This is a genomic window from Pseudomonas paraglycinae (assembly GCF_021601625.1).
Classification (GTDB): Bacteria; Pseudomonadota; Gammaproteobacteria; order Pseudomonadales; family Pseudomonadaceae; genus Aquipseudomonas; species Aquipseudomonas paraglycinae.
In genome coordinates this window covers 237,952-259,056 of sequence record NZ_BQHR01000002.1, presented here as the reverse complement: position 1 = coordinate 259,056, position 21,105 = coordinate 237,952, and the positions used below count along the sequence as shown (strand labels likewise).

The following is a 21,105-nucleotide window of genomic DNA, read 5'->3' as shown; positions in this document are numbered from 1 at the left end:
GGGGCCAGGATTGCGGATGGATGTGTTCATTTGGGGAAAATCTCCAGCAATCGTGGCGCTATCTTTTCCAGTGGACGGATTTCTACGGCCGCGTCGATGGCTGCGGCAGCCTTGGGCATGCCGTACACCGCACTGCTTTGCTGATCCTGCGCGATGGTCAGATAACCCTGTTGACGCATGAGCTTAAGCCCTTGCGCCCCGTCGCGTCCCATCCCTGTCAATAAAACCCCTACTGCGTCACCGTTCCAGTAACTGGCGACGCTTTCGAAAAACACGTCGATCGAGGGGCGGTAGATCTCGTTGACCGGCTCGGCGGTGTAGGCCAGCGTGCCGTTCTTGAGCAAACGAATATGGTGGTTGGTGCCGGCCAGCAGCACCGCGCCGGCCTGCGGCGGCTCGCCTTCGCGGGCCAGACGCACGTCCAGGCCGCTGGCGCTGGCCAGCCATTCAGCCATGCCGGCGGCAAACACCTGGTCGACATGCTGCACCAGCACGATGGCCGCCGAAAAGTGGCGCGGCAGGCCTTTGAGCAAGACTTCCAGCGCCGCCGGGCCACCGGCCGAAGAGCCGATCGCCACCAGCCGCTGGCGCGAGGCGGTACTGCGTGGTGTCGCAGGTGCCGGGCGTGAGCGGGCGGTTTTCTCGCCGATCAGCCAGCCGATATTGAGGATTTTGCGCAGCAGCGGCGCCGCCGCTTCCTGAGGATTGCCGCCGCCGATGGCCGGGGTGTCGACCACGTCCAGCGCGCCGTGGCCCATGGCTTCGAACACCCGGTGCACGTTCTGCTGGCGGTCCACGGTGACGATGACGATCGCGCACGGGCTCTCGGCCATGATCCGGCGGGTGGCCTCGACGCCATCCATCACTGGCATGATCAGGTCCATCAGGATCAGGTCAGGAGTGTTTTCGGCGCACAGGCGCACCGCTTCGGCGCCGTTGCTGGCGACCCACACCACCTGATGCGCCGGCTCGAAAGCCAGCGCCCGGCGCAGGGCCTCCACCGCCAGGGGCATGTCGTTGACGATTGCGATCTTCATGCCCGCGCTCCTCCGATGAGCTCAACCACCGCGTCGAGCAGGGCGTCGTCATGAAAACTGGCCTTGGCCAGATAATAGTCGGCGCCGGCGTCCAGTCCACGGCGGCGGTCTTCCTCGCGATCCTTGTACGACACCACCATCACCGGCAGCGATTGCAGACGGTTGTCGCGGCGCAACAACGAGACCAGTTCGATGCCGTCCATGCGCGGCATGTCAATGTCGGTGATCAACAGATCGAAATTCTCGGAGCGCAGGGCGTTCCAGCCGTCCATACCGTCCACCGCAACGGCGACGTCGTAGCCGCGATTGAGCAGCAGCTTGCGTTGCAGCTCGCGCACGGTGAGCGAGTCGTCGACCACCAGAATCCGCTTGCGCGCGGCTTCCGCGGCCTGATTACCGTGGCGAGCAATGCGCTCCAGACGCCCGGTATTGAGCAGTTTGTCCACCGAACGCAGCATGTCTTCAACATCGACGATCAGCACCACCGAGCCATCGTCGAGCAAGGCCCCGGCGGAAATGTCCTGCACCTTGCCCAGCCGTTCGTCCAGTGGCAGCACCACCAGCGTGCGCTCGCCAATGAAACGCTCGACCGCCACGCCGTAGATCGCATCGCGCTCGCGGATCACCACGACTTTCAGGGTCTCGCCGCTGTTCTGGCTGGCCGGACGTTGCAATAACTGACTGGCCGCGACGAGCCCGACATGCCGGCCTTCGTGCCAGAAATGCTGGCGCCCTTCGACCTGCACGATGTCCTCCGGCGCCAGATCGCACATGCGCTCGATGTGCGCCAGCGGGAAGGCGTAGGCCTCGTCGCCGACCTCCACCACCAGGCTGCGCACCACCGACAGGGTCAGCGGCACTTCGAGATAGAAACGACTGCCCTCGCCCGCCGTCTGCTCCAGCACCACCGCACCGCGCAACTGGCGGACCATGTGCTGAACAGCATCGAGACCGACGCCACGACCCGACACTTCGGTGACCTTGTCGCGCAGGCTGAAACCCGGCAGAAACAGAAAGGTCAGCAGTTCCTCTTCACTCAACTGGGCGGCGGTTTCCGCGGGCGACAACTGACGTTCGACGATGCTGCGGCGGACCTTTTCCAGATCCACACCATTGCCGTCGTCGCTCAGTTCCAGCACCAGGAGACCGGCCTGATGCGAGGCGCGCAGACGGATCAGGCCTTCCTCGGACTTGCCTTTGAGCAGGCGCTCTTCCGGAGTTTCGATGCCGTGATCGACTGCATTGCGCAGCAGGTGCGTCAGAGGTGCTTCGAGTTTTTCGAGTACATCGCGATCGACCTGAGTCTTCTCGCCTTCAATCTCCAACCGCACCTGTTTACCGAGGCTGCGACCGAGGTCGCGCACCATCCGCACCTGCCCGGACAGCACATCGGCGAACGGCCGCATGCGGCAGGCCAGCGCGGTGTCGTAGAGCACTTGTGCGCGCTGACTCGCTTGCCAGGCAAACTCGTCGAGTTCGGCGTTTTTCTCTGCCAGCAACTGCTGGGATTCGGCGAGCAAACGTCGCGCGTCTTCCAGCGCCTCTTGAGCCTCCAGGCTCAGGGCGTGTTCCTTGAGATGAACGTTAAGACTTTCCAGCGCCCGCAGGCCGTTGTTCTGCATGCGTTTGAGGCGCTGCATCGTGGCCAGGTGCGGCTTGAGGCGCTGGGTTTCCACCAGGGATTTGCTCGACAGATCGAGCAGGCTGTTCAGGCGTTCGGCGGTGACCCGCAGCACCCGCTCGCCACCTTCGGTGGTGCGCTTGCTCTTGCGAGGCGCGGGTTCCGGCTCGGCAACCTCGACCGGAATTTCAACCGGCGCCGGCTCAACCACCGGCGGCGGCTGAAGCTGCAACTCGGCCATCGGTGGCGCACTCGGAGCGGCGGGCACCACGGCCGGTGCCGCCGGGTCGAGCAAACCGCCCATCAACGCCACGTAAGCCTCGATGTCCGCCGGTTGCGGGCCATTGGCCGGGGTGGCGATGCGCATCAGCAAGTCGGTGCCCTGCAACAACGCATCGATATGTTCCGGGCGCAGGAACAACCGGCCTTCCTGCGCACTGACCAGACAATCTTCCATCACGTGGGCGACGCTGACGCCGCTGTCGATACCAACGATCCGCGCCGCGCCTTTCAGCGAGTGCGCCGCACGCATGCACGATTCGAGCTGATCGGCCTGGGTCGGGTTGCGCTCCAGCGCCAGCAGCCCGGCGCTGAGCACCTGGGTCTGGGCTTCGGCTTCGAGGCTGAACAGCTCGAGCAAGGAGGCGTCGCGCATTTGCTCGGGGGTCATGTGAGGCTCCGGGACACGGCGGACAACAGCTGTTCTTCATCCAGCCAACGCAGGCTGCGACCTTTGAAAGGCAGCACGCCTCGGGTGTATTTGGCGCTGGCCTGCGCGCCGGAACGCGATGCGGCATCGAGGATTCGCTCGTCGATGGCGTGAATCCCGTCGACCTCGTCCACCGGCACCACCACCGGCCCGCCCTGGGCCGAGATGATCAGCATGCGCGGCATGATCCGCGCGCGGGTCACCGGGGCCGCGTTGCTGTCGAGGTCGAGCAGTTCGACCAGCGACAGACAGGCCACCAGCGCCCCGCGCACGTTCGCCACGCCGAGCAAGGCTCGGGAGCGCTGGTGCGGCAGCGAGTGAATCGCCTGCAACGGCGCGACCTCCACCAGACTGCGCGTGGCCAGGCCGAGCCATTCTTCACCGAGGCGGAACATCAGCAGCGAACGGGTCTTCAGCTCGGTTTCCACCTGGGTTGCCACCGGATCGCGCTCGTCCTGCTGCAATGCATAGCGGTCGAGCAGACGCGTGGCGGCGACGGAATACACCGAGCAATTGCGGCAATGGATGTGCTCGTCCAGCAGCGGACAGGACTTGTCGCCGTGGATGCCGATGCGGTTCCAGCAATCGTCGATGGCCCGGGCGTCTTCGTGGGTGACGTTCAAGGTGTCGGACGGGATCATCGTTTACGCTCACTGTCGGCGGTGCGGTCGCTGCGGGCGGCGCGCTCCTGCAATCGTCTGGCGCCGGCCGTGTCGCCCTGGGCCTGCAGCAACGCAGCCAGGTGCATCAAGGCTTCGGGGTGTTGCGGTTCGAGGTACAGCGCTTTGCGGTAAAAGCCCTGGGCTTCGAGCGCGCTGCCGGCGACATCGCTCAGCAGGCCGAGCCAGTAGAACACCTGGGCCACCGGCTCATGGCTGCGCAAATACTGTTCGCACGCGGCCCGGGCCTCGGCACTTCTGCCTTCGTTGGCCAGGGCGGCGATGTTGGCCAGCAAGGTCGCGGCGTCGGGGTTGGTGCTTTTAGCCGTCGCGGGCAACGGCGTCACGCCAGCAAACGGACGGTTGCGCACCGGCGGTGGTGGCGTGCTGCGCAGCGGTTGGCGCACAGGTAACGGCAGCGGAATCGCGGTCGGCGCCGGCAACGGTTCGGGTTGTGGATCGCTGTGACGGCTGAAAGCAAAGGACTGTGGAATCCCGATCGAGCGCATGCCCAACCGCCCAAGCAGACTACCCTCGGCCGGGCCGATAAACAGCACGCCATCGACATGGGTCAGGCGCTTCAGCACCGCGAATACCTGCTGCTGGGTCGGCTGATCGAAATAGATCAGCAGGTTGCGGCAGAACACGAAATCGAACGGCGGCTCGTTGACCAGCAATGACGGATCGAGCACGTTGCCGACATGCAAGCGAACCTGCTCGCGGACGATTTCATTTACTCGATAACCCTCGTTCTCGGCGAAAAAATGCCGCTCACGAAAGTCCAGCTCCTGACCGCGAAACGAGTTCTTGCCGTACAGCGCACGCCGCGCCTTGTCCACCGACAACGGGCTGACGTCCATGCCATCGACCTTGAACTGATGGGGCTTGAGGCCCGCATCGAGCAAGGCCATGGCAATCGAATAGGGTTCTTCACCGGTGGAACACGGCAGGCTGAGGATGCGCAGCGCGCGCATGTTGCTCAGTTCACCCAAGCGTTTGCGCGCCAGTTTGCCGAGGGTGGCGAAGGATTCCGGGTAACGGAAAAACCAGGTTTCGGGGACGATCACCGCTTCGATCAGCGCCTGCTGTTCATCCCGCGAGCCTTGCAGGGTCTGCCAGTACTCATTGGCATTCACCGTTTGCGACAGGGTGATGCGCTGGCGCACAGCCCGTTCGATGATCGCCGGCCCGACCGAGGCGACATCGAGGCCGATGCGTTCCTTGAGAAAATCGAAGAAGCGCTGGTCGCTGCTCATGGCTGCTCCTCAAGCCGCGCCGGATCCAGCGGTGGCGTCGGGAACAGCAGCGTACGCACCGACTCGTCCAGCAAGTCGTTGACCCGCACCCACTGCACCAGCCCTTGGGCGTCTTCACGCACCGGGCCGAGGTACGGCGCCTGACGATTGTCGAGGCCGTACGGCCGGAAATCCTCCGGGTTGCAGCGCAGGGTGTCGGTGGCCTGCTCAAGGATCAGACCCAGCCATTGCGAGGCTTGCGAGTCATCCGCGCGGTAATGCACCAGCACCAGCCGTGTGCTGGTGCGCGCTTCGGCAGCGTGGCCGAAGGTCAGGGCACTGAGGTCGATCACCGGCACCACCGTGCCGCGATAGGCAAACACCCCCGCCACCCAGTGCGGCGCCCGGGCAATCGGCTTCAACGGCAGGCGCGGCAGCACTTCGGCCACTTCCGTGGCGCGCAAGGCGTAGCGTTCGCTGCCGATGCGAAACAGCAGGAACAGCGCCTGCTTCGCCACCGGTGCAGCGCTGCGTTTGGCGGTGATTTCGCTCATCAGACTTTGAATCGCGAAACGCCGCTGCGCAGGCCCACGGCCACCTGGCTCAGTTCGTCGATGGCGAAACTGGCCTGACGCAACGACTCGACCGTCTGGCTGCTGGCATCACCCAGCTGCACCAGCGCGTGGTTGATCTGCTCGGCACCGGTGGCCTGGGCCTGCATGCCCTCGTTGACCATCAACACCCGCGGCGCCAGCGCCTGCACTTGATGGATGATCTGCGACAGCTGCTCGCCGACCTGCTGCACTTCGGCCATGCCGCGACGCACTTCCTCGGAGAACTTGTCCATGCCCATCACCCCGGCAGACACCGCCGACTGGATCTCGCGGACCATCTGCTCGATGTCATACGTGGCGACAGCCGTCTGATCCGCCAGACGCCGCACTTCAGTGGCGACCACCGCGAAACCACGGCCATATTCACCAGCCTTCTCCGCTTCAATCGCGGCGTTCAGGGACAGCAGGTTGGTCTGGTCGGCGACCTTGACGATGGTCACCACCACCTGATTGATATTGCCGGCCTTCTCGTTGAGGATCGCCAGTTTGGCGTTCACCAGATCCGCCGCGCCCATCACCGAGTGCATGGTGTCCTCCATGCGCGCCAGGCCTTGCTGCCCGGAACCGGCCAGCACCGAGGCCTGATCGGCGGCGGTGGAGACTTCGGTCATCGTGCGTACGAGGTCGCGGGAGGTCGCGGCGATCTCGCGGGACGTAGCGCCGATTTCAGTCGTGGTCGCAGCGGTTTCGGTGGCGGTGGCTTGCTGTTGTTTGGAAGTGGCCGCAATCTCGGTCACCGAGGTGGTGACCTGCACCGACGAGCGCTGGGCCTGGGACACCAGCGAAGTGAGCTCGGTCATCATGTCGTTGAAGCCGGTTTCCACGGCGCCGAACTCGTCCTTGCGGTCGAGGTTCAAGCGGCTGCTCAGATCGCCGGTGCGCATGATGTCGAGGATCTGCACGATGCGGTTCATCGGCGCCATGATCGCGCGCATCAGCAGCAGACCACAGAACCCGGCGGCCAGCACGGCCACCAGCAGCGAGACGAACATGCTGACCTTGGCCGCCGCCACGGCCTCATCAATGTTGGCCATGGCCTTGTCAGCGACTTTCTTGTTCTCGCCAATGATGTCGTTGAGCTTCATCCGGCCCGAGTACCAGGTCGGAGTCAGTTGTTCGTGGAACAGCTTGACGGCGTCGGCTTCCAGATTGCGTTTGTGCAGATCGAGCACCGCATCCTGAATTTTCAGATAGGCGTCGTGATATTTCTCGAACGCCGCGAATTCGAGCTTGTCCTCGTCCGTCACCACCGTGCCACGGTAATTGGCCATCTGTTCCTGAAGCCGGGATTCGAAAGCCTTGTAATCGGCCGCATCTTCACTGCTGACGCCCTGCCCCTCCTTGAGGCCCAGCAGTTCCTGGGTCTGCAGGTAACTGTCGACCCACGCGCCACGAATCATCGAGCTGTAATAGACGCCGGGAATCGCGTCGTCACGGACGCTGTTTTCACTGGCCTCGATCTTCAGCAGCCGCGAATACGAGACGACCACCATCAGCAACATGATGGCGATAATCACCGCAAAGCTCGCCAAAATGCGTTGGCGCAACGTCCAGTTCTTCACAGTCAGTCCTCGGGCGGGTCGAAATGCGGGGGAGTATAGCTGAGGGCGGTGTTTCATTTATAAGACGGTTTGCCGCGCTCTGGCCTTCCGGCATTAAACGGGGTGGGCTCTGGACAGGGACTTTCAAGGAATCGGAGGGTGGCGTGCCAGTGACGCAATGGCAAAAAGGGGCGATGGATTGGCCATTTCGGGTTTAGATGATCTGCAGGCGCGGTAGCCATGTGCCATGGTGCGCAACTTCTTGCGCACTTGTTTCGCGAAATCGCCGCCTGACTTCGCTACAGCCCCCGGTTACCGTCGCCTGTAGCCGAGTGCGCAACTTCTTGCGCAGTACTGCGCAAGAAGTTGCGCACTTTTGCTTTCATTGCTGTTCAAAAAACGCTCAAACCCGCGGACCAGAGCGGCGAAGTCCCCGGCTACCGGGGACGTGGCAAAAGCTGGCACGCTCCTTGATAACAGTCAGCCACCCACCGGGCGATTTCGCCTCCCGGGCACCCTAACTTTATCCGCAAGGAGCACCTCCCATGGCAACACCAGCGTACATGTCGGTTACCGGCGAAAAACAAGGCCTGATCACTGCCGGCGCCTTCACCGCCGACTCCGTTGGCAACACCTACCAGGAAGGTCATGAAGACCAGGTCATGGTTCAGGCGTTCAGCCACGACGTGATCATCCCGCGTGACCCGCAATCCGGTCAGCCAACCGGTCAGCGTGTGCACAAGCCAGTGATCATCACCAAGGTCTACGACAAGGCTTCGCCACTGCTGCAAGCGGCTCTGACCTCCGGCGAGCGCATGAGCGAAATCGTTATCCAGTGGTACCGCACTTCGGCTCAAGGCACCCAAGAGCACTACTACACCACCAAACTGGAAGACGCGATCATCGTCGCCATCAACAACAAAATGCACAACTGCCAGGATCCAGGCAACTCGCACTTCACCCACCTGGAAGAAGTGCAGTTCACCTACCGCAAAATCACCTGGACCCACGAAGTATCCGGTACTTCGGGATCCGATGACTGGCGTGCTCCAGTCGTTTAATTACGGCTGATCGTTTCAAGCATCGGCCAGCTCTGCTGGTCGATGTTGTTTACGCCCCTCCAGAATTTCGCGTACGTTGACCCGCTTTGCGGGCGTCGACGAGCGCCGCTGTACAGCACGAGGAACAAGGGATGTTCGCGCCGGCCAATGAAACCCACTTTGCCCTGACCATCGAAGGTCTTTCCGCCGATTTTCAGGTATTCACCCTGACCGGCCGGGAAGCCATCAGCCAGCCTTTTGTGTTTGAGGTGGAGCTGGTCAGTGAGCAGCCGTCGCTGGACCTCGAAACCCTGCTGCACAAACCGGCCTTCCTGCAGTTGTCGCCCGACGGCAGCGGCATCCACGGCCTGATCTACCGCGCCGCGCAAGGCGATTCCGGCAAGCGCCTGACGCGCTACTCCGTGACCCTACGCCCGCAACTGGCGTATCTCGCGCACCGGATCAACCAGCGGATCTTCCAGAACCTCAGCGTGCCGAAAATCATCGGCAAGGTCCTCGAAGAACACGGCATCCAGGGCAACGCCTACGCCTTCCAGACCGGCTCGATCTACCCGGAGCGCATCTACTGCGTGCAGTACGACGAATCGGACCTGCATTTCATCCAGCGCCTGTGCGAAGAAGAAGGCATTCACTACCACTTCCAGCACAGCGCCACGGGCCACAAACTGGTGTTCGGCGATGACCAGACGGTGTTCAAGAAACTGGCGCCGGTGGCCTATCAGCAGGACTCCGGCATGGTCGCCAGCAACCCGGTGATCAAGCGCTTCGACCTGCGTCTGGAAACCCGCACCAGCCGCACCACCCGCCGCGACTACGACTTCGAAAAACCGCGCCTGACGCTGGAAAGCGAAAACCGCGGCGACGCCCTGCCCGACCTCGAGGACTACGATTACCCGGGCCGTTTCGTCGACCGCGAACGCGGCAAACACCTGGCCAAACGCGCCCTCGAACGCCACCGCAGCGACTTCCAGCTCGCGGAAGGCAAGAGCGACCAACCTCTGCTGGTCAGCGGCCATTTCCTCGCGCTGAAAGAACACCCGAAGGCCAAGTGGAATGACCTGTGGCTGCTCACCGAAGTCCACCACGAAGGCAAGCAGCCGCAGGTGCTGGAAGAGTCGGTGACCAGTGACACCACCGCGCTGAAAGACGATTTCCATCAGGGTTACCGCAACCGCTTCCAGGCCACCCCGTGGGACGTGCCGAACCGCCCGCCCCTGCGCCACCCGAAACCGCGCATCCTCGGCAGCCAGAGCGCCGTGGTTACCGGCCCAAAAGGCGAAGAAATCCACTGCGACGAATACGGCCGCGTGAAAGTCCAGTTCCACTGGGACCGCGACGGCCAGGCCGACGACAAGACCAGCTGCTGGCTGCGCGTGTCTTCCGCCTGGGCCGGCGCCCAGTACGGCGGCATCGCCATCCCGCGCATCGGCATGGAAGTGCTGGTCACCTTCCTCGAAGGCGACTCCGACCAGCCGCTGATCAGCGGCTGCCTGTACCACAAGGAAAACACCGTCCCCTACGCCCTGCCGGCGAACAAGACCCGCACCACCTTCAAGACCCTGAGCTCGATGGGTGGCGGCGGCTTCAACGAGCTGCGCATCGAAGACAAGAAAGGCCAGGAACAGATCTTCCTCCACGCCCAGCGCGACTGGGACGAGAACATCGAACACGACCAGAAAATCCGCGTCGGCAACGAACGCCACGACGTCGTGGAAAAGAACAGCTACACGGAATTCAAGGCCGAAGAACACCACACCGTCTACGAAGACCGCAAAGTCGAAGCACGGGCCAACGACCACCTGACCGTGGGCGTGAACCAGCACATCAAGATCGGCACCGGGCAATTCATCGACGCCGGCCAGGAAATTCACCTCAGCAGCGGCATGAAGGTGGTGCTGGAAGCCGGGGCCGAACTGACGCTGGTCGGCGGTGGCAGCTTCATCAAGATCGATGGCGGCGGCGTGACCATGAGCGGGCCGGCGATCAACGTGAACTCGGGTGGTGGACCGGGGAGCGGCACGGGTGCGGCGCCGTTGATGCCGGGTGTGCTGAAGCAGGCGGATACTGACAAGGCGGGCCAAGTCGTCAAGCCTTCCCTCGGCGCCTTCAAGGCACAGTCAAAGGCAGGCGTGTTGTTGCCGACACCGTCATGTCATCTCGACGCGACCGGGTGCTGCCCGGTTCACCAGACGGGAGCGTCAGCATGATTACCTCTATCCAGTCGCCTTTCGAGCACCCTGCGGCAACCGGGGCAATGTGCCTGATTCTGGATCGAAGCTTTGATCCGGACCTGCTGAGCCACCTGTTTCAAGGAGAAGAACAATCCCGGCCCAGTTGCATTCCATTGTTTACAAACACGCCTTACGCCGAGCTCCAGCCTGCCGGCCCCTATGTCGTCATGTATCCGGAAAAGCAGGCGGCTGCGAATTACGCCAGCAAACTGCTGGAGCAATCCGATGCAGGGTGTGTCGCTTGGTTGAGTGATCCGGCCTTGCTGGATCAGGGCATTGAGCACTGGCGCAGTCTGCTGACCGTGCAAACCGATGAAGACCCTCAGCAAATGATGCGTTTCTATGAACCGCGCTGGCTGGAGCCTCTGCTACTCAGCCTCAGCGAAGCTGAAAAAGCTCAATTCATCGGCCCCTTCAGTGGCATAGCCTGGCGCAACGAGATCGGCTGGAGGTATTACGCCAAGTCGCCTCAAAGCGCTTCAACGGAAACTCAGGCTCCGGGCTGGCTGTATTTGAGCCAAGAGCGCCAGGCGCTGATCGAGCAGGGCCGGCTGAAGGTGATAGCGACTCGTTTTGCCGACGATTATCACGAAGTCTTGCCCACGGAGGACGCCGTCGAATTCGTCCACCGCCAATTGCTCGCCGGCCAGGACATGGGCTACGAGCAAATGGCCGACCAGGAGCGATGGCTTCGAGTCGCCATCCAGCGTGGGGACAGTTTCTGGGATCACTCACCGGCCGCCGAATTACTGGCGCGTGACGACGTCGCGCTGGGCGACAAGCTGATGCAATTGGAAAGCCTGTGAATCACAAGGACGATGCGCAATGAGCAACACCTACACCGTTAAGAGCGGCGACACTCTTGGCAGCATTGCCGCCGCCAACAAATGCTCCGTGGCGGATCTTCGGGGACTGAACCCGATCATCACAGATCCCAATCACATCAAGGTCGGCTGGGTACTGAAATTACCTGCGGCCAAAGCCCTGCCACCATCCAAACACGCCGACAACCAAAGCACGACGGCTGTCAAAGGTGCCGTCGAGTGCAAGGACGAACTGGTCGATGTCGTACACATCACCGGAGATGAACACTTTTACATACTGACTGAAAAAGAGTCGAAAGACCTCAAGCAGCAGAGCGACCTCGTCAAAAAACTCATGGACGAGCTGCATCAGAATCTGGCCAAGGCGACCGAAGCCAGCAAATGCGCCAAGACCAAGGATCCGCAGGCTGGCTGCTCCTGCTCGCGTTGTGTCAAAGATGACTGGAACGCCAAGGCCGAGGAAGCAGGCCTGCTGCAACGTTCCCCTCCCCCAGTGGAAAAACCGAAAACTGTCATCGAGCGAAAGGAGGATCTGCAAGGCCAACTGGCGACCGTGCAAAAGGCCCGTGACTGGTATCAGCGCTACAAGCCGCAGCCCGCGTTCGAAGGCAACTATCTGGAGACCAACTGGGAAGGCCTGCAAGCCAAAAAAGTTGCCGAGCTCAACGCGGAGATTCAGTCACTGCGCAACCGGATTGCCGCACAAAGCAAAGCTGAAGCCGGCGACAGCTCCACCAGTGCCAACGGTGCAGCACCAGACATCAAACATGGCAAAGGGAAAGCCTCTGACACCCAGAAAGGCAAGCAGGTCAAAACCGGGATTACGGTGGTCGAATACATTTCCTTCCGTGACCCGTCTCGCCGCCACTACATCCCGGTGCGCACCCGAGAACAACTCACCTGGAGTGTCAAAGTCCCTACCAGGGTGATGCAAGGCAAACCACTGGACAAGAATCTGGCCAAGGATCTGATCAAGGACATTCGTACGGCGGTCAATGATGGTCGCAAGACCAGCCCTCTGGGCAGCCTGGAAGCCAAATTCACATCGTGGACGAGCAAGGATGACAACCTGCTCAACGCTCTGCACAAAGAATGCTCCTGGACCTCCAACGAAGCGGACTCCGCGATGTACGCGGTGTCGGCCGAAGCCCACGCGTTCCGTTTCGCTGCCACGGCCAGTGCCGGTATCAACAGTTGGGAACCCGGCAAAGGCAACATCGAACTCGGCGTCAAAGGCAGCGCAGCAATCTCTCTGGCTGAAGGCTCCGTTGCACTCAAGAGCTACTTTCCCGACCAGGGTGGCTACGTGGTGCGCATGCCGTACCGCAATGCCGAAGGCAAGGAAGTGGTCAGCGACATCGGCATCTTCCGGCTCGACGGCAAGGTGGAATTGTCTTGCTTCCTTGGCGCCACCGCGCAAGGCCAGGCAGGTGCCAAAGCCCAATACAAACCCAAGGAAGCAGAAGCCTCCGGTGTGACCGCGCTGTTGAGTACGCCCGACCTGGCCGTCGACAAGAAACGCGGCGGCAGCCTCGGCCTGAAGGGCAACGCATTCGCGGGCGTCCAAGGTGGCGGAACCGTAACCGGAACATTGAAGTGGCTTGATTCCACCAAACAAGGCGTGGGCAAGATCACGCCCGGACAGGCGAATGACAGTGGGAGTACGGACTGGTCGAGTCTGGTGGAAATCAAGGCGGAGGGGAATGTCGCACTCGGAATCGGAGCGAGTTTTGATTTTGGTATCGAAATTCGCGCCGACCGGTTGGCAATTAATTGCAAGGCAAGCTTAGTTTTCGGACCGGGTGCAGGTGGTGGCTTTGGTACGTCGATAGACTTAGAAAAAATTGGTGATTTGATCTATGTCTTTTGCAACGCGCTATCAAAAGCAGACTTCCACTATCAGTTGGCGGTGAGTAAGGATGCCTTCAACTATATGGCAAGAGGAATGTTCAGAATAGCTACGCAGCCAGGCGAAGCATTTGATGAGGGCTTTCGGAAGATTGGACTTTGGTGGGACGATCGACAGGCAACTAAGGTAGAAGCCCAAAACCTCGCAAAATATCTAATCAACAACCAGGCCATTAAAATAAAAAACAAGAAAATACCACTTGAAATTTTACCACCTGAAACCATTGGCCCGATGCTTCATTTATTAACCGAAAGCTTTGTGGAAAGCTGGGCTGAAGACCAGGAAAAAGCTGCTGTATTATTACTTTCCCATCTACGCAGCTGGAGACACTTCATTGAGGTATTAGAATGCTGCTCAAAAGATGGCAGCAAGGTTAATGCAATGAAAAGCCTGAATCGACTAAACTCCTTACTTGATGGGAAGGAGCAGCAACAATTTAACCGTTTCATTGGAACGTTAGCAGTAAATACCGACAGCAGGGCGCAGGAATATGGAATGCTTGCGTGGAGCCCCGGCCAGCCTTGGCGTAAAGAAAAGACGTTGATAGCAGCAAGACGGAGCAGCCACTTTGACAATTTGGCTTAATTAAAGGCGCTTTCAGCGCCTTAACTTCTATACTAATTTAATGATACTGACTGAACAGCACATCGAAAACCTGCGTCACCCGTATGATATTTTTGCATTGGGCTCACAGCCCAGCGACGGACCATTGGCGCGGCAGATAATGGAGCTTCCAAGACCGTTGAGCCGCGCCTGATTTTTTGAGTACCAAATTCTGGTCCTTGCGGATTTTCAAGAGGAGAGACTTTGTAATAGTCTTTACCGTACCAGTCACTAACCCAATCAGTCGAGTTACCAGAAAAACCATATATCCCCAATGGATTAGGTGCGAAGCGATCCACTGGAAAGTTATTCTCCTCGTCTTCGACTGGAAAATTCCTCCCAAAGTCCAGACTTCCACTGTCCGTAGGAAACAAAAACTTTTTCCCACGACTGCGCGCAGCGTATTCCCATTGAGCTTCAGTCGGCAGCCCCACCGCATAGCCACTTAGGTCCCCCAGCCACTGGCAATAATCTCTGGCCTCCTGCCAAGTTTGAGTTGGCGCAGGTAAATTAGGCTGATATCTAAATTTTAAATCTTCACGCTCTCGGTACTCCTGATCGAATAGAGACTTTTTGTTTACAAAAAAATACAAATCAAAATCACCCAGAACCACTTGAAACTTAGAAATGTAATACCCACTCAGCACTACCGAATGCACAAAATCATCATCACTATCAGGACTTATACTGCAAAGCTGATCCGAATCTTGCCCGCATGGCCAAGCACATACATTTCTTTCGTCATACTCACACGCCCAGCCAAAGTCACCCATATCAAACTGGCCTCCCTCGACAAAAATCATATTATCAATCGACTGAACTACCATATTGAGTACTTTCCCCCGCAGTTCAGTGGAGAGATTCGGATAATTAGTCTTTATAGTTTCCGCGATCGATGCGACCTTTTCCGAACTGAGGCTCTTACTGACTGGCAGCGAATCATGTTCTGCTTTGCAGCCGAAAATTATAAAAAACACTGCAAAGACGAATACCCACCGACACAAAACTGACAACATCCTTATCATCCTAAAACATCTAAGAGCATCGCTACCGCCAGACCAACATTGTCATCTTCACCAATGCAAAAAACGCTTGAAAAAGCAGTCATTGCAGACGTCCCTCTGACTGAATAGCGCAGCGAAAACCAGTACCAGGATAATAGGCTTCCTGTTCTGGTTTATCCGGCCAGCGTCTAACTATAGATGCGGCGGACATTGGGCCTTCTGGATAGTAGGAGCCTCGCTTAACCTTATATGTACCTTTGTCCGGTCCTTGAGGATTTTCCACTGGTGACTGTCGGTAGTATTCCTCATCGTACCAATCATTAACCCAGTCAGTCGCGTTACCTGCAAGACTGTAAATACCCAGTGGACTGGGTGGAAATTTAGCAATTGAAAACGTTCTACCCCCTCCTTCCACAGGATAGTTTTTCCCAAAATTCAAACTACCTGTATCAGTAGGAAAAAGAATATGTTGGCCGCGATTACGGGCAGCAAACTCCCACTGCGCCTCGGTAGGCAAATCCACCGAATAACCGCTAAGACTGGCAATCCAGTGACAATAATCCTTGGACTCTTGCCAAGTTTTGGTAAATGCAGGCAAATCACGTTGATAGCGAAACTTCAAATCCTCACGTTCGCGTTTTTCAGCATCAAACAGAGGTTTTCCGTTTGCAATAAAGAACAAATCGAAATCACCCAGCGAGACTTGAAACTTTGAAAAATAATAGGAACTCAATTTGACCGGATGAACAAAGTCATCATCGCCAGTACTGCTGATATTACAAAGCTGGTCCGGATCCTGTCCGCAAGGCCAAGTACAAACATCCGTTTCGTCGTATTCACAAGCCCAGCCAAAGTCGCCCATATCAAACTGGCCACCTTCGACAAACACCATATTGTCAATCGACTGCACTACGGTGTTGAGGACCTTTTCACGCAGATCGGTAGAGAGGTCGGGGTACTTGGTTTTGATGGTCGCCGCAATCGACGCGACTTTTTCCGGTGTCAGGCTCTTGCTGACTGGCAATGGGCCGGATTCGGCCTCGCAGCCGGCCAGAAAAAATAGGGCCGGGAGGGCAAGCACAAACTGACGTAACACGGGCAATTTCCTTATAAGGTGCGTCAAAGGCCAAACCTTAACATCCCCTGCCGTATCTCACAAAAACCTGAATACCTCTGCTTACACCAAAGCCAACCCTTCCCTGCCTCTCCAGCTCAACCTTCAACCCCGGCCCCAGCTCAAATGCCGAGCCAGCTCATCCAGATACCACCTCTCCATTCCTATCATCACGCTCGGCACATACACCTCCCCTGCAATCTCCGGCGTGTTCGCCATGCGCAACGTCGGCAGGCTCAAGGGGTGATTGGGTTTGGTGTGATGCCAGGGTGTGAGTTGCTGATCATTGTCGAGTTTGGTGAATTCGTCGATCAGTTGACGTGCGTGACCATTGATGAGGCTGTCGGCTTAGTCAGCGGCCACAAGGACTTCGACGATAAAAAAGGTGACTGATTGACACATTTAAAATAAATCCTTCGCCTTTTGTTGTTTAAAGCGGCTTATCTGTTTGAATTGCACAGCGAAAACTCGTGCCCGGATAATACGCTTCCTCATTTGGATTCTCAGGCCAGCGCCTAACAACAGCAGCGGCCGACAATGGCGCCTCCGGGTAATTTGAGCCGCGCTTTACTTTCTGCTTCCCGGTTTCTGGGCCTTGCGGATTATCGACTGGAGAGTTTTCATAGTAGTCCTTGCCATACCAATCATTTACCCAATCGGTTGCATTGCCGGACATATTATAAAGACCTAGCGAATTGGGAAGAAACCTATCAACGAAGAACGTCTCCCCCACCCCTTCAATCGGAAAATTCTTACCGAAATCCAGACTTCCACTATTAGTTGTAAACAATATATGCGCACCCCGACTCCTGGCAGCAAATTCCCATTGCGCTTCGGTTGGCAGATCTACTGCATAACCACTAATACCACCTATCCACAAACAGTAGTCCTTTGCTTCTTGCCATGTCTTGGTCGGAGCAGGAAGCCTGGGAGAATACATACTCTTTAAATCTTCTCTCTCTCGAAATTTAACATCAAACACCTCCTTGCCCTGCGCTGTAAAAAACACATCAAAATCACGCACAGTAGTTTGATATTTAGAGAGATAGTAAGAGCTTAAATTTACCGAATGAACAAAGTCATCATCACCGTTACGACTGATTTGACAAAGCTGCTCCGGCTCTTGCCCGCAAGGCCACGTACACACATTTTTTTCATCGTATTCGCAAGCCCATCCAAAGTCGCCCATATCAAACTGGCCACCTTCGACAAACACCGTGTTGTCAATCGACTGAACTACAGTGTTGAGGACCTTTTCGCGCATCTCGCTGGACAGGTTCGGATACTTGGTTTTAATAGTTTCCGCAATCGACGCGACTTTTTCCGGTGTCAGGCTCATGCTGACGGGCAATGAGCCGGACTCGGCCCCGCAACCGGCCAGAAAAAACATGGCCGGGAGGGCGAGCACAAACTGACGTAACACGGGCAATATCCTTATAAGGTGCGTCAAAGGCCAAACCTTAACATCCCCTGCCCTGTCTCATAAAAATCTGAATTCCTCCGCTTACACCAAAGCCACCCTAACCTGCCTTTCCAGCTCCACCTTCAACCCCGGCTCCAGCTTCAACTGCCGCGCCAGTTCATCCAGATAGCTCTTCTCCATGAAGTTCTCCTCATCCACCAGCATCACGCTCGCCACGTACATCTCGGCCGCCATTTCCGGAGTGCTTGCCGCGCGGGCGACGTCGGTGGGGTCGAGGGGTTTGTTGAGTTCGGCGTGGAGCCAGTGCTTGAGTTCCTGATCGTTGTCGAGTTTGGTGAATTCACCTTCGATCAGTTGGCGTTCGCGGTCGTCGATGTGGCCGTCGGCCTTGGCGGCGGCGACCAGGGCTTTGAGGATGGCCTGGCTGTGTTGTTCGACTTGCGCCGGTGGCAGGCGATCGAGGGTTTGCGGTTCGCTTTGCGGGGCGGTGCCTTTCTGGGCGTTCCAGTTGCCGTAGGCTTTGTAGGCGATCACGCCGAGGGCGGCGAGGCCACCGTAGAGGGCGACTTTACCGCCAACCTTGCGCGCTTTTTTGCTGCCCAGCAGCAGGCCCATGGCGCCGGCCGCCAGGGCACCGCCGCCTGCGCCTGACAGCAAACCGCCAAGTGCGCCATTACTGGAAGATCCGCCCAGCAGGCCGCCCAAACCACCGGCCGCCGGTTTGTTCTGCGCCCCGCCTGCCTTGTTCTGTAGCAGATCCTGGCCGGACTTGAGGAGTTGATCGAGCAATCCACGGGTGTTCATGTTCCGTCTCCAAACTGGGGTTATCCGGATCAATAAGGCCCTCAGCCTAGTTCGAAAGTGCCCGTGACTTGGGTGCGAGTGTGCTTCCAGATGTTGCCTGGCCCACCGCAGCCCTTCGCGAAAATAGATATACACTCGAGGCAATCTATAAAAACCGCCCACCGGGTAAACCTTCCATGATGACCTTGCGTCAGATCCGCCATTTCATCGCCGTGGCCGAGACCGGCTCGATCTCCGCCGCCGCGCAAACCGCGTTCATTTCCCAATCGACCCTGACTTTGGCCATCCAGCAACTGGAGGAAGAGATCGGTGTCAGCCTGTTCAATCGCCACGCCAAGGGCATGACGCTGACCCATCAGGGGCATCAATTCCTACGCCAGGCGCACCTGATTCTGGCGACCGTGGACAACGCCAAACGCAGCCTGCAACAGAGCACCGATCAGGTTGCTGGGCAGTTGATTGTCGGGGTGACCAGTCTGGTGGCCGGTTATTACCTGGCGGATTTGCTGACCCGCTTCCAGCGCGCCTATCCCAATGTCGAGATCCGGGTGATGGAGGATGAACGGCCGTACATCGAGCATCTGCTGGTCAGCGGCGAGATCGATGTCGGTGTGCTGATCCTCTCCAACCTCGAAGACCGCCACGCGTTGCAGACCGAAGTGCTGACCCACTCGCCGCACCGTTTGTGGCTGCCGGCCCAGCATCCGCTGCTGGAACACGACAGCATCAACCTCGCCGATGTCGCCCGGGAGCCGTTGATTCAGCTGAACGTCGACGAGATGGATCGCAACGCCCAACGTCTATGGCGCGGCGCCGGACTGCAACCGAAGATCACCCTCAGAACCGCGTCCACCGAAGCCGTACGAAGTCTGGTGGCGGCGGGCCTCGGCGTTTCGATCCAGCCAGACATGACGTATCGCCCATGGTCACTGGAAGGCGACATCATCGAAGCCCGGCCAATTGCCGACCTCAACCAGACTCTCGACGTCGGTCTGGCCTGGCGTCGCGGCACCGCCCGCCCCGCGCTGGTCGATCCTTTCCTGACCGTGGCCCGCGAGCAGCCTCACGGCGGACGCAAGCCATCTATTTAATCGAATGCCACCTTCAGTATTTAGAATTTGTCGACCCCGGAGCCGCGCACTAGTCTTGCTGCATCTATAAGACGGTCGGCTCCCGGAACAGGGAGCAACATGGCCATACAAGAAAAGAGATCACGGAAAATGGCTGGCGCGCAGACCCACATGCACACCGCGTTGCTGATCGACGGCGAACTGGTCGCCGGACAGGGTTTTGTCGAACCGATCCTCAACCCGGCCACCGGCGAAGTCCTGACCCAGATCGCCGAAGCCAGCACCGAGCAAGTCGAAGCCGCCATCCTTGCCGCCCACCGCGCCTTTGCCGAGTGGTCGCGCACCACCCCGCAACAACGCTCGAATTTCCTGCTGGAAATCGCCAACGCCGTCGAAAAACACGCTGAACACCTCGCCCGTCTCGAAGCCCTGAACTGCGGCAAGCCGCTGCACCTGGCGCGCCAGGACGACTTGACCGCGACCGTCGATGTGTTTCGCTTTTTCGCCGGCGCCGTGCGCTGCCAGACCGGCCAGCTCAGCGGCGAATACGTGCCGGGCTACACCAGCATGGTGCGCCGCGACCCGATTGGCGTGGTCGCTTCGATTGCGCCGTGGAACTACCCGATCATGATGGCCGCATGGAAGATCGCCCCAGCCCTCGCCGCCGGCAATACGCTGGTGTTCAAGCCGTCCGAGCACACGCCGCTGTCGATTCTGGCGCTGGCCCCAGCGCTGGCCGAAATCCTGCCGCGTGGGGTGATCAACATCGTCTGCGGTGGCGGCGAAGGCGTCGGCAGTCACTTGGTTGGTCACCCGAAAGTACGCATGGTGTCGCTGACCGGCGATATCGTCACCGGCCAGAAAATCCTCCAGGCCGCCGCCAAAACCCTCAAGCGCACGCACCTCGAACTCGGCGGCAAGGCCCCGGTGATCGTGTGCAACGATGCCGATCTGAAAGCCGTGGTCGAAGGGGTTCGTACTTATGGCTATTACAACGCCGGGCAGGATTGCACGGCCGCGTGCCGGATCTACGCCCAGGCCGGGATTCACGACAAATTGGTCGCTGAACTCGGCGCGGCGGTCAGCAGCCTGCGCTTTGCCGGCAAACGCGATGCCGACAACGAAATCGGGCCGCTGATCAGTACCCGCCAGCGCGACCGCGTGGCCAGTTTCGTCGAGCGCGCCCTCGGCCAGCCGCACATCGAACGAGTGACCGGCGCGGCGGTGCATTCCGGCGCCGGGTTCTTCTATCAGCCAACGCTGCTGGCCGGTTGCAAACAGAGCGATGAAATCGTCCAGCGCGAAGTGTTCGGCCCGGTGGTGACCGTGACCCGCTTCGACGAACTCGCGCAAGCGGTGGACTGGGCCAACGACTCGGAATACGGCCTCGCCTCGTCGGTGTGGACCCAGAACCTGGACAAGGCAATGCAGGTCGCCGCACGCCTGCAATACGGCTGCACCTGGATCAACAGCCATTTCATGCTGGTCAGCGAAATGCCCCACGGCGGGCTGAAACGCTCCGGTTACGGCAAAGACTTATCCAGCGATTCGCTACAGGACTACAGCGTGGTGCGGCACATCATGGCCCGCCACGGCCAGCATCTCTGACTACGCTAATAACAAGCCGACCACGGCATGCTTCACCG

The 21,105-nt window shown here is 59.0% G+C and carries 16 protein-coding genes; 6 read left to right on the top strand and 10 right to left on the bottom strand.

The window, feature by feature from the left end; genetic code table 11:
• Positions 1 to 26: 26 nt before the first annotated feature.
• From cheB to L6D82_RS03345, 6 genes are read right to left on the bottom strand one after another with little or no spacing between them, the layout of a single operon-like run.
• Positions 27 to 1,037, bottom strand: coding sequence for a chemotaxis response regulator protein-glutamate methylesterase (gene cheB / locus L6D82_RS03370; RefSeq protein WP_085748081.1), 1,011 nt, complete (start codon positions 1,035 to 1,037; stop codon positions 27 to 29).
• Positions 1,034 to 3,328, bottom strand: coding sequence for a hybrid sensor histidine kinase/response regulator (locus tag L6D82_RS03365; RefSeq protein WP_236188074.1), 2,295 nt, complete (start codon positions 3,326 to 3,328; stop codon positions 1,034 to 1,036). Before L6D82_RS03365 ends, cheB begins: the two co-directional genes overlap by 4 nt.
• Positions 3,325 to 4,008 carry a chemotaxis protein CheW gene (locus tag L6D82_RS03360; protein WP_236188073.1) on the bottom strand — a complete coding sequence of 228 codons (684 nt, stop codon included), beginning with the start codon at positions 4,006 to 4,008 and terminating at the stop codon, positions 3,325 to 3,327. Before L6D82_RS03360 ends, L6D82_RS03365 begins: the two co-directional genes overlap by 4 nt.
• Entirely contained in the window at positions 4,005 to 5,282 is a 1,278-nt protein-coding gene (locus L6D82_RS03355; protein WP_102717177.1) for a CheR family methyltransferase, read from the bottom strand. The genes L6D82_RS03360 and L6D82_RS03355 overlap by 4 nt, the downstream gene beginning before the upstream one ends.
• Complete coding sequence (locus L6D82_RS03350; RefSeq protein ID WP_236188071.1) at positions 5,279 to 5,815, bottom strand: chemotaxis protein CheW; 537 nt, start codon at positions 5,813 to 5,815, stop codon at positions 5,279 to 5,281. The genes L6D82_RS03355 and L6D82_RS03350 overlap by 4 nt, the downstream gene beginning before the upstream one ends.
• Positions 5,815 to 7,437, bottom strand: a complete 1,623-nt coding sequence (locus L6D82_RS03345; protein WP_039769604.1) for a methyl-accepting chemotaxis protein — start codon at positions 7,435 to 7,437, stop codon at positions 5,815 to 5,817. Before L6D82_RS03345 ends, L6D82_RS03350 begins: the two co-directional genes overlap by 1 nt.
• A gap of 524 nt (positions 7,438 to 7,961) precedes the next feature.
• Here L6D82_RS03345 and L6D82_RS03340 point away from each other — a divergent pair.
• From L6D82_RS03340 to L6D82_RS03325, 4 genes are all read left to right on the top strand, one after another.
• Positions 7,962 to 8,477, top strand: coding sequence for an Hcp family type VI secretion system effector (locus L6D82_RS03340; RefSeq protein WP_003226246.1), 516 nt, complete (start codon positions 7,962 to 7,964; stop codon positions 8,475 to 8,477).
• Between the two features lie 131 nt (positions 8,478 to 8,608).
• Positions 8,609 to 10,684: a type VI secretion system Vgr family protein gene (locus L6D82_RS03335; protein WP_236188070.1), complete on the top strand. Its 2,076-nt coding sequence runs from the start codon at positions 8,609 to 8,611 to the stop codon at positions 10,682 to 10,684.
• Positions 10,627 to 11,514 (top strand): DUF4123 domain-containing protein, encoded by an 888-nt coding sequence (locus tag L6D82_RS03330; protein ID WP_102718381.1) that lies wholly within the window; start codon positions 10,627 to 10,629, stop codon positions 11,512 to 11,514. Before L6D82_RS03335 ends, L6D82_RS03330 begins: the two co-directional genes overlap by 58 nt.
• A gap of 19 nt (positions 11,515 to 11,533) precedes the next feature.
• Positions 11,534 to 14,026, top strand: coding sequence for a LysM peptidoglycan-binding domain-containing protein (locus L6D82_RS03325; protein WP_102718380.1), 2,493 nt, complete (start codon positions 11,534 to 11,536; stop codon positions 14,024 to 14,026).
• 32 nt (positions 14,027 to 14,058) lie between these two features.
• On the opposite strand, the gene L6D82_RS03320 is transcribed toward L6D82_RS03325, so the two are convergent.
• From L6D82_RS03320 to L6D82_RS03305, 4 genes are all read right to left on the bottom strand, one after another.
• A complete protein-coding gene (locus L6D82_RS03320; RefSeq protein ID WP_102688597.1) occupies positions 14,059 to 15,060 on the bottom strand; it encodes a formylglycine-generating enzyme family protein in 1,002 nt (333 codons plus the stop codon).
• 88 nt (positions 15,061 to 15,148) lie between these two features.
• On the bottom strand, positions 15,149 to 16,144 hold the full coding sequence (locus L6D82_RS03315; protein WP_236188068.1) for a formylglycine-generating enzyme family protein: 996 nt from the start codon (positions 16,142 to 16,144) through the stop codon (positions 15,149 to 15,151).
• A gap of 448 nt (positions 16,145 to 16,592) precedes the next feature.
• Positions 16,593 to 17,585 (bottom strand): formylglycine-generating enzyme family protein, encoded by a 993-nt coding sequence (locus tag L6D82_RS03310; protein ID WP_236188067.1) that lies wholly within the window; start codon positions 17,583 to 17,585, stop codon positions 16,593 to 16,595.
• Positions 17,586 to 17,666: 81 nt separating this feature from the next.
• On the bottom strand, positions 17,667 to 18,389 hold the full coding sequence (locus tag L6D82_RS03305) for a tellurite resistance TerB family protein (protein WP_236188066.1): 723 nt from the start codon (positions 18,387 to 18,389) through the stop codon (positions 17,667 to 17,669).
• A 176-nt stretch (positions 18,390 to 18,565) separates the two neighbouring features.
• Between L6D82_RS03305 and L6D82_RS03300 the strand changes: the two genes are divergently transcribed.
• On the top strand, positions 18,566 to 19,480 hold the full coding sequence (locus tag L6D82_RS03300; RefSeq protein ID WP_007954670.1) for a LysR family transcriptional regulator: 915 nt from the start codon (positions 18,566 to 18,568) through the stop codon (positions 19,478 to 19,480).
• Between the two features lie 99 nt (positions 19,481 to 19,579).
• Complete coding sequence (locus L6D82_RS03295) at positions 19,580 to 21,067, top strand: gamma-aminobutyraldehyde dehydrogenase (protein ID WP_236188065.1); 1,488 nt, start codon at positions 19,580 to 19,582, stop codon at positions 21,065 to 21,067.
• Positions 21,068 to 21,105: the final 38 nt, after the last annotated feature.